The 14,099-nt window shown below is 63.8% G+C and carries 13 protein-coding genes; all 13 read left to right on the forward strand.

Annotation, left to right across the window (positions count from 1 at the left end):
- Nucleotides 1-3 precede the first annotated feature (3 nt).
- The 13 genes from AC1ATL_RS03495 (at nt 4) to AC1ATL_RS03555 (ending at nt 14,080) form a co-directional block, all read left to right on the forward strand.
- Complete coding sequence (locus AC1ATL_RS03495) at nt 4-3,411, forward strand: phage tail tape measure protein (protein WP_476568525.1); 3,408 nt, start codon at nt 4-6, stop codon at nt 3,409-3,411.
- Nucleotides 3,411-4,295 (forward strand): hypothetical protein, encoded by an 885-nt coding sequence (locus AC1ATL_RS03500; RefSeq protein ID WP_476568527.1) that lies wholly within the window; start codon nt 3,411-3,413, stop codon nt 4,293-4,295. Before AC1ATL_RS03495 ends, AC1ATL_RS03500 begins: the two co-directional genes overlap by 1 nt.
- A gap of 9 nt (nt 4,296-4,304) precedes the next feature.
- Nucleotides 4,305-5,237, forward strand: a complete 933-nt coding sequence (locus tag AC1ATL_RS03505) for a hypothetical protein (RefSeq protein ID WP_368099935.1) — start codon at nt 4,305-4,307, stop codon at nt 5,235-5,237.
- Nucleotides 5,234-6,856 (forward strand): hypothetical protein, encoded by a 1,623-nt coding sequence (locus tag AC1ATL_RS03510; protein ID WP_476568529.1) that lies wholly within the window; start codon nt 5,234-5,236, stop codon nt 6,854-6,856. Before AC1ATL_RS03505 ends, AC1ATL_RS03510 begins: the two co-directional genes overlap by 4 nt.
- Before the next feature lie 12 nt (nt 6,857-6,868).
- Nucleotides 6,869-8,818 carry a hypothetical protein gene (locus tag AC1ATL_RS03515; RefSeq protein WP_476568531.1) on the forward strand — a complete coding sequence of 650 codons (1,950 nt, stop codon included), beginning with the start codon at nt 6,869-6,871 and terminating at the stop codon, nt 8,816-8,818.
- Nucleotides 8,819-8,831: 13 nt separating this feature from the next.
- The gene (locus AC1ATL_RS03520; protein WP_476568533.1) at nt 8,832-9,101 is read left to right on the forward strand and encodes a hypothetical protein; all 270 of its coding nucleotides are present in this window, start codon (nt 8,832-8,834) and stop codon (nt 9,099-9,101) included.
- A 14-nt stretch (nt 9,102-9,115) separates the two neighbouring features.
- Nucleotides 9,116-9,262, forward strand: a complete 147-nt coding sequence (locus AC1ATL_RS03525; protein WP_476568535.1) for a hypothetical protein — start codon at nt 9,116-9,118, stop codon at nt 9,260-9,262.
- Nucleotides 9,259-9,660, forward strand: a complete 402-nt coding sequence (locus tag AC1ATL_RS03530; RefSeq protein WP_476568536.1) for a hypothetical protein — start codon at nt 9,259-9,261, stop codon at nt 9,658-9,660. Before AC1ATL_RS03525 ends, AC1ATL_RS03530 begins: the two co-directional genes overlap by 4 nt.
- Before the next feature lie 13 nt (nt 9,661-9,673).
- Nucleotides 9,674-11,257: a hypothetical protein gene (locus AC1ATL_RS03535; protein WP_476568538.1), complete on the forward strand. Its 1,584-nt coding sequence runs from the start codon at nt 9,674-9,676 to the stop codon at nt 11,255-11,257.
- A 505-nt stretch (nt 11,258-11,762) separates the two neighbouring features.
- On the forward strand, nt 11,763-12,131 hold the full coding sequence (locus AC1ATL_RS03540) for a hypothetical protein (protein ID WP_333721248.1): 369 nt from the start codon (nt 11,763-11,765) through the stop codon (nt 12,129-12,131).
- Entirely contained in the window at nt 12,128-12,271 is a 144-nt protein-coding gene (locus tag AC1ATL_RS03545; protein ID WP_195537617.1) for a CD1375 family protein, read from the forward strand. The genes AC1ATL_RS03540 and AC1ATL_RS03545 overlap by 4 nt, the downstream gene beginning before the upstream one ends.
- On the forward strand, nt 12,258-12,650 hold the full coding sequence (locus AC1ATL_RS03550; protein ID WP_195537611.1) for a PRTRC system protein E: 393 nt from the start codon (nt 12,258-12,260) through the stop codon (nt 12,648-12,650). The genes AC1ATL_RS03545 and AC1ATL_RS03550 overlap by 14 nt, the downstream gene beginning before the upstream one ends.
- A gap of 137 nt (nt 12,651-12,787) precedes the next feature.
- Nucleotides 12,788-14,080 (forward strand): GH25 family lysozyme, encoded by a 1,293-nt coding sequence (locus AC1ATL_RS03555; RefSeq protein ID WP_195537610.1) that lies wholly within the window; start codon nt 12,788-12,790, stop codon nt 14,078-14,080.
- The last annotated feature ends 19 nt before the right edge of the window (nt 14,081-14,099 follow it).

Raw genomic sequence — 14,099 nt, forward strand, 5'->3', positions numbered from 1 at the left:
GAAATGGCCGACAACAAGAACATCGTCGTCCGACTCATGGCCGACACCTCGCAATACGAGACCGCGCTCGCCAAAGCCGGCAAAAGCACCGAGGAGCTCGCCGGAGGACTCGAGAAATCCGGCAGCAAGACCGGCATCGTCACCAAAGGCATCACCGCCGCCGGACTCGCCGTCGCCGCCTTCGGCGTCGCCTCCGTCAAAATGGCCGCCGACTTCGACGAACAGATGAGCACCGTCCAAGCCAACAGCGGCGCCACCACCGCCCAACTCGGCCAACTCCGCGAAGCCGCCCTGCAGGCCGGCGCCTCCACGGTATACACGGCATCCGAATCGGCTGGAGCCATCAACGACCTGGCCAAGGCCGGCATGAGCGTCTCCGACATCCTCTCCGGCGGTTTGACCGCATCCCTCAACCTCGCCGCCGCTGGCCAGATGGACGTGGGCGACGCCGCGGAATACATGTCGCAGGCGCTCACCATGTTCCACCTGTCCGGCAAGGACGCCACGTCCACCGCGGATGCATTGGCCGCCGGTGCCGACAAGGCCGTGGGCGACGTCTCCGACTTCGGCGAAGCCCTGAATAACTGCGGCGTCATGGCGAATTCCTTCGGAATGAACCTGCAGGAGACCGTCGGCGTGCTCGGCCTTTTCGCCCAGAACGGCATCGTCGGCGCCGAAGCCGGCACACAGCTCAATTCCATGTTGATGAAGCTCGCCAATCCGGCATCGGACGCGAAGAGCACCATGGAAGAGCTCGGCATCAGCACGCACGACGCATCCGGCAAATTCGTCGGCATGGCCAACCTCGCCGGCCAATTGCACGACAAGCTCGGCAGCCTCACCGACCAGCAACGCCAGCAGGCCGAAGCCACCATCTTCGGCAGCTACGCCATCAAGGGCGCCGGCATCATCATGGACGCCGGCAAACAAGGCGTCGAGGACTGGACCAAGGCCGTCTCCGACAGCGGCTTCGCCGCACAGCAGGCCTCCAACAAGACCAACAACCTCAAAGGCGACCTCAAGATGCTCGAGAGCGCCACCCAATCCGCCATGACCAAGATCGGCGAAGGCGCCCAGGGACCGCTCCGCAGCTTCACCCAAGGACTAACCGACCTCATCACCGACTTCGGCAACCTCCCCGCCGGCGTCCAACAGGCCATCGTCCTCGGCGCAAGCCTCACCGGCATCCTCGCCGGACTCCACAAGGCCGTCACACCACTCAACACCAGCACCAGCGCCGCAGCCCAAGCCTTCGGCCTGCTCGTCGACCCCATCCAACGCATCGCCATCGCGGGACCACAACTCAAAAGCGCCTTCACCGACATCACCACCGCCATCAAAGGCACCGACACCGCCGCCATGGCCGACGGACTCACCCGCACCCAAATCGCCGCCCGAGGACTCCGCGGAGGACTCGAAGGCATCGTCACCCTCCTCGGCGGACCATGGGGAGTCGCACTCACCGTCGCCGGATTCGCGCTCGCCGCTTTCAGCAGCGCCCAGCAGAAGGCCAAGCAGGCGCAGGACGAGCTCAAGACGAGCATCGAATCCAGCAGCAACATCGCCGAGACCATCGCCGGCCATTTCCAGGAGCTGAAGATCGGCGGTGAGGACGCGTCCAAGGCCATGAAGGAGATGGGCGTCAACCTCACCGACGTGACCAGCAGCGCCATGGGCAACGGCACCGCCATGCAGAAGGTCAAGGACGCGCTCGAGGAGTACGTCCAGGCCGCCGGGGACGACACCTCCGAGATGTCCAGGCGCCGCGCCGTGGCCGACGACCTCACGTCCGAAATCAACAAGGAATCCAAGGCGTACAAGGAAGCGTCCGACAAGGTCAAGGAAAAGACGAAGGCCGCGAATGATGCCGTGGGCGCCGATGGCAAGAGCGCCTCCTCCGCCAAGCAGGCGGCCAGCGCAACCAAGGATCTCGGCAGCAGCGCCAAGGACGCGGCCGAGGAAATCGACGGACTCGTCAAATCGCTTTTCGGTCTCGAATCCAACAATTTGACCGCCGACGAGGCCGTGGACCAGCTCAACCAGAAGATCGGCCAGCTGTCGGACACCTGCAAGGACAATGGTGTGGTCTTCGACCAGTACGGCAACCTGCTCGACAAATTCTCCGAGAAAGGCACGAAGACCAAGCAGGCTCTCGAGGACATCGCCAGCAGCGCGCAGAACGCCGCCGAGAAGATCCTCAAGCAGGGCGAGAACACCAACTTCTCCAACGGCGAACTCAATCGCGCCAGAGTGGTGCTGCATGACGCCCGCGAAGCGGTCGTCCGACAGGCCGAGGCGTCCGGCATGAGCGCGCAGGCCGCCAACGACCTCGCCGATCGCTGGGGCTTGAGCTCGTCTCACATCCAGTCCAGCATCACATTAATCGAAAAAGCCGCCCGCGATAACAAGGCGAAGCTTGACGTTGACGATTCCAAGGCCAAGAAGAAGACCAAGGACGCCAAGACGAGCCTCTGCAAGTTCCACGAGATCGACGCGAAGGCCACGCTGGACGCCGACGCGAAGAAGGCCGCGGCCAGCGCCAAGAAGGCGCAGAAGATGATGCAGGCCTTCAACAAGACCCACGTCAAGGCGACCATCGACGCGACCGACAAGGCGTCCAAGAAGGCCAAGACGGCCTCCGCGAACGTCAACAAGCTCAACGGCAAGAAGTCCACCGCCAAGCTCGACGCCAAGGACAACGCGTCGCCGAAGGTCGACAAGGCCAACGCCAAGAAGCTCAACGACAAGAAGAACACGCTCGACTCCACGGACAAGGCGACCCCGAAGACCGACAAGGCCAACTCCAAGAAGCTCAACGACAAGAAGAACACCCTGGACTCGACCGACAAGGCCGGACCGAAGGTCGACGCCGTCAACGCGAAGAAGCTGAAGGACAAGAAGGCCACCGCCTCGGTCAACGACCAGGCCACGCCGGTGCTCCGGTCCATCAACAACTTCAAGATCGCCGACAAGTCCTTCACCGTCACCGAGCACACGAAGAAGGACGGCGGCTACACCGGCGGCATGTTCACGGACGGCACCTTCCAGCATTTCGCCGCCGGCGGCATGTTCTCGGGCTATGTGGACCCCGCATGGGCGCCCGGCAACGGCCTCAGCGACAGCGTCTACCTGCTCAACGCCCGCCTCGCCGCGGGGGAGTACACGCACCGCGCCGCCGCGGTCGACTATTACGGCCTGGAAACGATGCGCGCCATCAACGAGCTACGCGTCCCACGCGAAGCGTTCAGTACCTCACGCGACATGCCGATCGTCGTCAAAGTCGAAATGCCGGCCGAAGCAGGCGCCACCACTGTCAACATGCCGATGAAAATCGTCACCACGCAACAGCCAAGCGTGACAGGCACCATCATCGGCCGCACCGCCAGCGCGGCAGTAAGGAGCGCTCGCTGATGTCAGACGTCACACTCACCGCGAACGGGTCGAGCGTCACCCTCCACGGCGACGGCGACTTCCAAGGGCCCGGCATCGCGCTGACCGGCATCGCCGGATGGTATCAGACGCCGGACCCGAAGATCACCGTCACCGCCAGGGGACAGGGGGACGGCGGCCACGACATCGCCGAATCCGACATCCTCTACGCGGCGCGCGTCGTGACCGTTGGCTACCGCGTCATCGCCGGAGACCGACAGGAGGCGCTCGGCCTGCTCGCCCAGCTCGACCGGGCCGTTCACGGCCTCGTCACCTGCCGCGTCACCGACCAGGGACAGGACACGCAATGTGTCGGCGGCTACTACAGCAGGAGCCTCGAGCAGAAGATCCAGAATCCCCTCTGGCAGAACTTGAGTGGCGACATCACGCTTGTATTCGAGCGTCCGGAACGCGTCACGGCAGAAGCGCGACGCATCCAGCTCACCGCACAGCATGTCAGCATGGCAGGCGGCGGCCTCGACTACAGCACAAACCACACCGGTCTCAGATACCCGCTCTCATACGGCCTCAAGGCCGAAGGCGCCGGCACCAACGTCGGAGTCCTAACCAACCAGGGATCCAGCCGCGCCTACCCGGTCTTCATCGTCAACGGTCCCATGCCCGATGGCGCGAGACTCGACTTCCCCGGATTGCAGCAGTCCATCCACTGCACGCAACCGGTCCAAGACGTGCCCCTCGTCCTCGACTCGCGCACGCGAACCGCCTCGATCGGAGGGCAGGACGTGAGCCGGACGCTGGAGGAGCGCGGCTTTCCTACGGTCCCGCCCGATAGATCCATCAACGTCGTCCTGAGCAGCCTTGGCGGCGGATTCGTCGACTGCGCGGTACGTGACACATACATGTAAGGAGTAGCAATGAGCACTGTTGCATTGGGCATCGCACCGAACACCAGCAACATCGGCGTGACACCGCTCGTCCACCGTCGAATCCTCGGCGCCCAGTTCGCCAACTGCGGCATCATCGACGGGTTGAACGTCACCGGCAGGAACGATCTGCGGTACAACGTCGGCGCGGGAGTGGCCGTCTGCTCGCGTGGTGACAGCGACGGCAAGACCATCGCCTACCACGAGGGAGGCCAGACCCCGGCCGTGTCCGCCGGAGACCCATCAAATCCGCGCATCGACATCGTCTGGATCTGCGCGCACAACCAGCTCGAATACAAGGATTCCGACAATTACGTCACCCTAGGCGTCACCCAAGGCACGCCAAGCGCGAACCCGGCCGAACCGACGATACCCGCCGGCTGCACCATGCTCCGCAAGATGCGCATGCCGGCCGGCGCGACCTCGACGGCCAGCGCCACCCAGATGTGGACGCCGGACTACGCCCTACCATACGGCTCCAGTCTCGGAAAACTCGGCGAGAACTGGGACCGTCGTGACATGACGGGCGATTCGACCGTCAAAAAATACTATTTCGAACAGCCCATCGACTTCACCCTGCCGACCGACAGGATGGTCGAATTCCAGTTCAAAACCAATCTGAGCTCCGCCGGCGCGACCTCCTGGAGCGACATGTCGCACCGGTGCGAATGGGCCATCGGATTCCAGCTCGACGGCAAGGACCTCGACCACTCCTGCGCCAACTTCGTCAGCTACGGCGCATGGCAGACACATGAGACCTCTTATATCGCCGCCGTGGCCGCAGGACGGCACACGGCAAGGCTGCGCACGTGGCTCCAAAACGGATCCGCACCCGTCTTCCACTACAACCCATCACAGGACAACAAGGACGCCCTCTGGTGCGGCCGCCGCTTCATCATCTGGGACAGGGGGCCGGTGGTATGAGCTGGCGCGCCTTCCTCTACGACGTTCAAAGCGGCCAACTGGCGCAGGAAATCGACATCCCCAGCTTCTCCTGGTCCATGACCGTGTCCGACTGCTCGTTCACCACCACCAAGGACAAAGGACTCGGAGACGACTCCATCAGCGGCCTCGACCTTCCCTGGACCGAAATCCCCGGCACCACACCAGCCGCCAGAGCTGCCGCACTCCAACCATATAAGCGTGGACTCGCACTCTTCTGGCGCTCGCCGATGGACGACCCGTCCTCATTGGGTACGCCGATTCTGGCCGGCGCGCTGGGTGTGCGCACGTCCAGCTGGCATGACGTTTCCGTGCCGGTCGTCAGCATGTTCGGCATGCTCGAGGACCGGTATCTCGTCCACGAGGGTGCGTTCGGCACCGGCGCGAACCACACCAGCACACGGAAATACCGGTTCGAAAACCTCAGCTGGCGCGCGTTGGCGTGCGAGGTGATCCGCCAATGCACCGAGACGAAGCCTGGCGGCTCGTTGCCGATCGACCTGCCTTATCTCAACGAGGTCGGCACGCACAGCCTGCCGTCCGACGGCGCGACGGAGGACAAGACCGCGGCCAAGACCAAATCCAAGAGACGCGAGACCTTGGCCGATGGCTACGTCGAGACCGTGGTGGACGGCGACACCAGCACCATCACTGAACAGCACGTGTCGAAGCGGACCAAGCAGGTCGCCGAAACCAAGCCGTACAGTTACCAGACGCGCAAGGGGACAGTGACCAAGCAGCACACGAGCACCAAGACCATCACCACGGCGCAGACCACCGTCACCAAGAAGACCGTCACCAAAAACCACACCGACTATTCGGAGCGCACCGTGACCACCACCACCGTGGTGTTCGCATTCGACGCGGACGGCAAGCAGACGGGAAGCACCACGTCGACGGACGGCCCGCACAAGACCATCCTGCCACGCCAGACCGTCGCGGAATACCAGGACAGCAATATCGGCAGCCACAAGTGCTCGGACATCCTCAAGAACATCGCCGACGCGGACGGCGGCCCCGACATGCAATTCCGCCTGTATCTGGCGGATTCGCAGCACATCCGCTTCCGCTTCCTCGCCGGCAGTGACGGAGACGTCCACCTCAACCAGGGCAGGCGGCTCAGCCTCTCCTGCCACCCGCAGGGCGGCACCCTCGAGAACATCAAGATCGACAGGTGCGCGCCCATCATGCGCGTCTATGCCACGGGGTCGGGCGCGGACAGTGGCACCATGTGCGCTTTGGCCGAAGACCTCTCCCTGACCAGACGCGAGGACCCATGGCCATTGCGCGAGACCACGCTCAGCGCGTCGGACGCGAAGACCTGGGAACTGCTCTCCTCGGCCGCGAATGCCGCGATGCTCGCCAACCGGCGGCCGCTCTGCCAACTGTCCGGCGAGATGGACGCCAACGACACCGACGCCAACGGCATGCCACTGCATCCGCTCGGCAGCTTCTGGCCGGGGGAGACCTTCGATGTCGCCATCGACGGATTCCCCGACTGGCCGGACGGCGTCACCACCATGAGGCTCATGCAGATGAGCGGAGACCAGACCGGCAAGGTCACCCTCAAATTCGACCCGATCGCCGAACCATTCGACTAAAGGAGGCATCACATGGCCAGTCACATGGAGATCAGGCCGGCCGACGACTCCCTCGCGCTCACCCTCGCCGAGGCCGCGTACTCCAAGGCCGGCATGCACGCCACCTATCTGACCGGCACCATCGCCGTGGACAACGGCGACGGCACGCAGACATGGCTCGGAGGCGGAGTGGCCGAGCCCATGCCCGGTGCCGGCGGCCTCATCCCGTTCGTCGGAGACACGACACCTCCAGGCCGTCCGATCGGAGTGTCCGCCACATCCTCATTGGAGGTCGCGTGCGCGCGCTGGGACGGCGAGCTCGAAGGCGGCATCCCCGCCGACTTCGACCACGTGGAGCTCTTCGCGAAGCCTGACAGCACGGGGAAGACCATCGACCTTGGCGCGCTGCGCGGCAGGGGAGAGATCACCACCGGCATCCTGCCCGTCGGCGACGTGGTCGAGATCTGGGCCGTCGCCTACGACTGCGCCCACGACGCCGACGGCCTGCCCGCCCCGAACGCGTCGCCGGCGTCCGACCACGCGACCATCATCATCGCGCCCGTCGTCTCCCAGAAGGACCTCAACGACAGCGCATCGGAAATCCTCGCCGCCGCGAAGACGGACACGGACACACAGGTCGGCAAGGTCTCCGACGACCTCGCGCAGGCACGCAAGGACATCGACGCGAACGCCAAAACCTTCACCGGCACCGCCCGTGGAGCCACCATCATCGGCTCCGAATTCCGCGACAGCGAGGACCCGTCCTCCGCGCACATCAAATTCAACGCGAGCGGCATGTATCTCGGCACCGGCCTCGCATATTCGGTCTCCACCGGCGTCCTGAGCATCAAAGGCGCGGTGCAGTCCGGAGGCTCAATCTCGGGCACCACCGTGACCGGCGCCATCATCCAGACCACTTCGGATGCCAACCGCGGCGTCAAGCTCACCTCCGGCGGTCTCGTCGGCTACGACCAAGCCGGCAACGCCAAATTCGTCCTGAAGACCGATGGCAGCGTCAAAATAGACGGCCCTGTCATGACCAACGGCCGCATCACCGCGCCAATCCTCGAAGGCGGCACGATCACCGGCGGCACGATCACCGGCACGAAAATCCAGTCCAGCACCTCGGACAAGGTCGGATTCAAATTGACAGGCGGGGCGCTCGACTTCTGGGACGACCAAGGCGAGAACACGGTGCACCTGAACGGCAAGGCCAACATGCTCGCCGGCAGCTTCGCCACCGCCCTGTCCGGACCTCGATTGGAGATGCGCAACACCACCACCGACGACGGCAGCGTCTACGGCCTCCTCGAATGCCACGACGCACAGTCAACCGCATGGTACGTCCAAGGCCAATCCCACGGATTCAACACCGACCAGCCGGACCCGGGAGCCTACAGGCGACTCAACATCGGCATCAGCCCCGACAACAGCGAGCTCAGCGTCGTCCGCTACAATTCCGGCGCATCCCGCGTCGTCATGGAAGCCGGACGCATCGACGTCAACGGCAGCGACGGCTGGGCGCGTCAGGTCGGCGGCCTCGGCATCTACGTCAACGGCATCCGCATCGACCCCGTCATCTACACCGACCTCAACGACTGGTTCGTCCCAGCCGCCGGCTGGACAGCCTACGCCGGCGACAGCGGCAAAGACCCACGAAGCCACATGACCGTCGTGGGCAACACCTGCTACATGCAGCTCGAACTCCAACGCTCGGACCGAAAAAGCGTCACATTCCAAACAGGCGACTACCAGGACATCGGATACTTCAAACAAGGATTCATCCCCAAAATCGGTCTCAACGTCCCATGCATCTTCAACAACGGCCAATACGGCGGCGCATTCGTACCAGGCAACATAGTCCCCAGCACCACCACCGGCATCAACGGCGACGGCAAATACCTCCGCGGCCACCTCCGCGTCGGCATGTGCCAAACCAACGACGCATGGTGGGTCAGCGTATTCATGATGTACACCCTCTAGAAAGGACCAAAAAATGACCGACACCACACAAAACATCCTCGACCTCCGACCACCAAAAGAAAGCATGAAAGCCGAACTCTACCGACTCGGCCTCCGCTACACCTACAGCACCGACAACGGCGAAATCTGGCAAAACGACACCCGCGGCATCCGAGCCACCATCACCAACAACAACCCAGACACCACCACACTCGAAGACATCACCACGCACATCACACAAAACATCGCGCTCGCCGACCTGCGGAACGTCACCCGCATCGACACGATGACCGCCTCCGACTGACGAAAGGGACACCAATGGAAATCACAGCGGACGCCACCGCCGTCATCGACGACCTCGCACGCCAGCTCGCCGACCTAGCGAAACAGAACGCCATCCTGCGCGCCCAACTCTCCGAAGCCATGAAAAGGCTCAACGCCACCGAAAACAAGGAGGAACAATGACACAAGTCAAATTCGATCTCGGCAGACTCGCCACGTCAGGAGTCGCCGACCTCGCCAACGAGCCGATCAGCATCACCCCGACCAACCGGTTCACCGCGGCCAACAAGAAGATCATCGTCAACGAGCCGATCGAAACCAACCTCGACACGCACGGCACCACGACTGTCAACCTGCCGCCGACCGGCACCGGATGGGCCTACACCCTGCATGTCGGCGCGAACGGCAGCCGCCACGAATTCGCCGTAACCTTCGACGTGCCGGACACCACCAACGCACTCAACTTCGCCGACCTCGTGACCGTCGACCCAACAACCCTCACACCAACCACCACCGGCAATCCGCTGGCTGACATCGACCAGTCCGACATCGACTGGGCGTTGGCCGCCATCCGCAACTGAGAAAGGACAGAAAATGGCAAATCCGGACAAGTTCATCCGCCTGCGCGATTTCGCGAAGATCATGCGCGCCCTGCGCGAGACCGACGTGGACGGCACGACCTTCCATTACGACGAATCGAAGCACGAATACGCGAATGTCAAGGAGTTCTACAGTCAGCACCGTTCCGGCCGCATCTACGGCGTGCAGTTCCCGCGCTACTCCTTCTCCCATGTGCCCACGGGCGTGAAGACCCACGACAACGCCAACCTGTCCGTGACGGTATCCACTGCCGCGAACGCCGGCCGCGACGACTACGCCTACCTCAACGCCTTCCAATGGCGCGACGTGAACGCCACCGTGGACGATTCCGGCGTGCCGCACATCACCGCCATCGAGGGCGACAGCCGATTCCGCCGCGATGGATCCAACGGCGATGTTTTCGTCATGGTCGCGCCCGGATATTTCCGCATCGACGGAGACGACAACCACATCGAATTGCTTTACAGCGACGAGCAGTACGACGGCTTCGAACCGATGCCGGGCCTGCTCCTGCCGGACGGCACCGAACGTCCCTGCCTGCTCTACGCGAAATACGGCGCGAGCCTGTCCGGCGGCATTCCGCGCTCCTGGAGCGGACAGAAGATAGATGCCGGCTTCGGCTGCCAGAACGACCAGATCACCCTCGCCCAGAAGAAAGGCAAGGGATACGCCGGCCAATGCCAGCCAGACGTCTTCTACTTCCAGCTCATGCTCATGCTGAAATTCGCCACCAAGGACATGGAGACCGCGCTCGGCGGATGCTTCGAGAACTACACCGCACAGGGCGCCGTCACCAAGGCCGAATCCAACGCCAAACGCGTCATCATCGCCAAGGACACCGCCGACAACATCCTCATCGGATCCACCATCAACATCGGCACCGACAAGGAACGCAACAACAGCGGCAACCACTCCGTGGCCGAGGCCCGCACCGTCCTGTCCAAGACCACCATCGACGCGACGAACGTGGCGCTCAACATCGACGGCGCCGCCATCACCACCACGACCACCACCTTCGTCAGCACCATGCCGTGGAAGACCGGCGCTACCGACTCCATCCGCGGCAGGGGAGACGGACGCCCGCAGACCGACCGCGCCGGATGGCAGCCGGTGCGTCTGCAGGGCATCGAACGCGGCAACGGCATCTACGAGGTCGACGCGGACGCCATCGTCAACGCCTACCTCGACGCGGACGGTGTCGGCCACGACGCCCTCTACCTCGTGCACGACATCACCAAGGCATCCAAGACCAGCACCGACAACTATGCGCTCATCGGCGAATTCCCGACCCGCGACAGGACCAACGACTCGAGTTCGCGCTTCGCCGAGGACTTCAATGTCGTCGACGGGCGCGTGTTCCTGCCGACCGGCATCGGCGCCACCTCCAGCACCGGCCTCACCGACGCCGTCTACGCCAATCCGGTCCAGGCGCAGGGACTCCGCCAGGTGCCCCGGTTCGGCGACCTCTGGGATGGCTCGGACTGCGGCGCGTTCCGCGCGAACCTGCACTGGGACCTGACGACCCGCTGGTGGGGCATCGGCGGCCGCCTATCCGCGCTCGGCCGCTCGAAGGCATGAGCCGAGAGCGGTGAGGGGTGAGTGCAGCGAGGGGGCGCAAGCCCCCTCATCATCCCGCTGAAAAACACATGGGACTCGGAGTGGCGCGCCTACCGTCCTTCGCGTCGTGCACCGGTTCGGCAACCTCAGGGATGGCTCGAACTGCGGCGCGTTCCACGCGAACCTGAGCAGGGACCTGACGAACCGCAGGTGGAACATCGGCGGCCGCATACCTGGACAATCCTGTCGAAAACATCAGAACACTCCGATTACCGTCGGCCTCGATCTGGGCCAGACGGCACGCCACGGCCAGATCCGAAAATGCAACACGAGCACGCGGCCGGTAGATGAACCCCGCCGGCACCCAAGGAACCTGACACTGGCGCGCAGATGCGCCAGCTACTACGGATACTTCATCCACTCCGACTCGACGCTCGTGCGCCGCCGCCGGCAGGTGGACGAGACCATGCGCATGGCCATGCGGACGCTGGCCCGCGCCAACCAACAACCAAGGAAGGAAAAAAAGATGAGCAAACTCGTCACCAGCGCTACACCGCTGGAAAAGATTGAATACTTCAGGCGGGGCGACGGCCTCGCCGACGTCTGGCTCCGCGAGGACATCAAGCAGGTCCGGCATCTTGGAACCGACGGCACCGAGACCACCGAATACACGGCGCAGGAAACCTACCTGTGCCGCGACCTGACCGAACAGGAGGTGGTCGAGCAATTCGACAGCCTCATCCAATCGGCCGAGATCGAATCAATGGACGACAAGGAGCGCATCGCACAGCTCGAGCAGCAGGCCGTCGACAACGCCACCGCCATCGCGGCCCTCTACGAAGCGCAGCTCACCACAGCGTCCGCCGCCGATGCCGAAGCAAAGGAGCAGGCATGAACACCTTGCAGCAAGCCATGATCGCCGTTTACACCAACCTCGTCCGCTCCGGAGCCCGCACCATCGAATCCATCCCGGAGTCACTGCGCGCCGAAGTGCAGAAGCGCCTCGACCCATGGAGCTCGGATGACGCCGCTTAGCCTCTTTTCAAGCACGGAATTCTGGACGTCGCTTCTCGTCGCCCTGGTCGGTGGCGGGGGAGTCGGGACCATCATCGGCGCCATCTCCAGCCGCCGCAAGGACACCGCGGACATCGCCGCGAAGGCGTGCGACATCCTCACCGATTCCGTCATCAAGCCATTGAGGGAACAGGTCGAGTCGCAGGAGGAGCAGATCCAGCATCTGGAGGACCAGCAGCGAAAATACTTCGCGCTCACGGCCTACACAAGGAGCCTTTTCCATTGGCTTCAGCAGTTCTGCGAGATCGTCGAGCCCGACTTTTTGAAAAGGCATCCGAAGCCGCATCTGCCGGACGAATTGCGCGCGGACGTGGCGCCGGAGACCGTGGAGGAACAATGACCATCATCGCCATCCTGCTGCTCTGCACGCTCATCCTCGTCTTCAACCACGGTGCGCACATGCACTGACCAGTTTTTCAGGCCATCCCATTCCGGGATGGCCTTTTTTATCGCCCGAAAAGGCAGGAAGGAGAGGACGTGAAGATCCTCAACAAAAGCCATCCGAAACACAAGCGACTGCCGCGTGACTGGCGCAAGCCATTCGCCGCCGCCATGATCGCCATCTGCATGATTGTGGCACCGGTCGCGTCGGCCGATACCGGCGTGGACACCGCAAGCTATCAAGGCTGCTGGAACGGCGCGCAGGCCAAGGCGGCGGGCGTCAATTTCGCGTTCATCAAGCTCAACCAGGGCACGGGATACGTCAACCCCTATGCCAATTGCCAGCTTGACGCCGCCCGGTCGGCCGGCATCCGCGAGGGTGCCTACGATTTCGCCAGCCCGCAGACCAGCACGCCGGAAGCAGAGGCCGATAAATTCGTGTCCGAGGCCCGCGCGCGCGGCATGGTCGGACGCGCCATCCCGGTGCTTGACTGGGAGCCTTCCGCTCCCGGCGGATATTGGGGCAAGCAGACATGGTGGGCTTTGCGCTGGGTCAACCGCGTCAAGGCCACGTGGGGCGTCAACCCGATGATCTACATGAGCGCGGCCATGATTCCGACCGGCGACTGGTCGGCCGTCGTGGCCACGAACGCCGGACTGTGGGTCGCGGGCTATCCGCGCGGCTACATGGGCGACCGGCTGCGTAATCCCGGCTCCGTGCCGTACAGCGTCAGCCCGTGGCCGTTCGCGGCCGCGTGGCAGTACTCCAGTTCCGGCGCGGTCGGCGGCATCAGCGGCGCGGTGGACGTCAACTGGTTCTACGGCGACGCCGTGACCTGGGCGAAGTACGCTGGCGCTCCGGCATCCTCCGTCACGTCCAACGCGACCACGCCGCCGCCGAACAACAAGACCAACGGAGCCCCGGTCGCCGACGCGAACACACTCGCCTCGGCCGTGATCCGAGGCGAGTACGGCAACGACCCGCAACGCCGCCAGCTGCTCGGCAGCCGCTACGCGGAGGTCATGGCCATCGTCAACCGTCGTCTAGCTGGATCCTCGGGCAGCGTGTCCGGAAACAACGGCGGAGCCTACTGCGTCGTCGTCAGCTCCGGTGACACCATGAGCGCGATCGCCGCGCGTTCCGGCCGCACCCCGGCCAGCGCGTGGAGCGTGCCCAGCGGCAACATCAACCGCATCTGGCCTGGGCAGCAAGTTTGCTACGGCGGCTCGACCGCTTCCAGTGTCGGTGCCCATGTCGTAACTACCTCGCATGTGGTCACCGCGGGCGAGAGCTTGTGGAAGATCTATGGTTCCGGCTGGCCGGCCGCGGCCCAACGCAACGGGTTGCGTGCCCCGTACACGATTTATCCCGGTCAGGTCTTGCACTGACCGGCCTCGAATTTTAAGG

Source organism: Bifidobacterium sp. LH_743 (genome assembly GCF_056355775.1).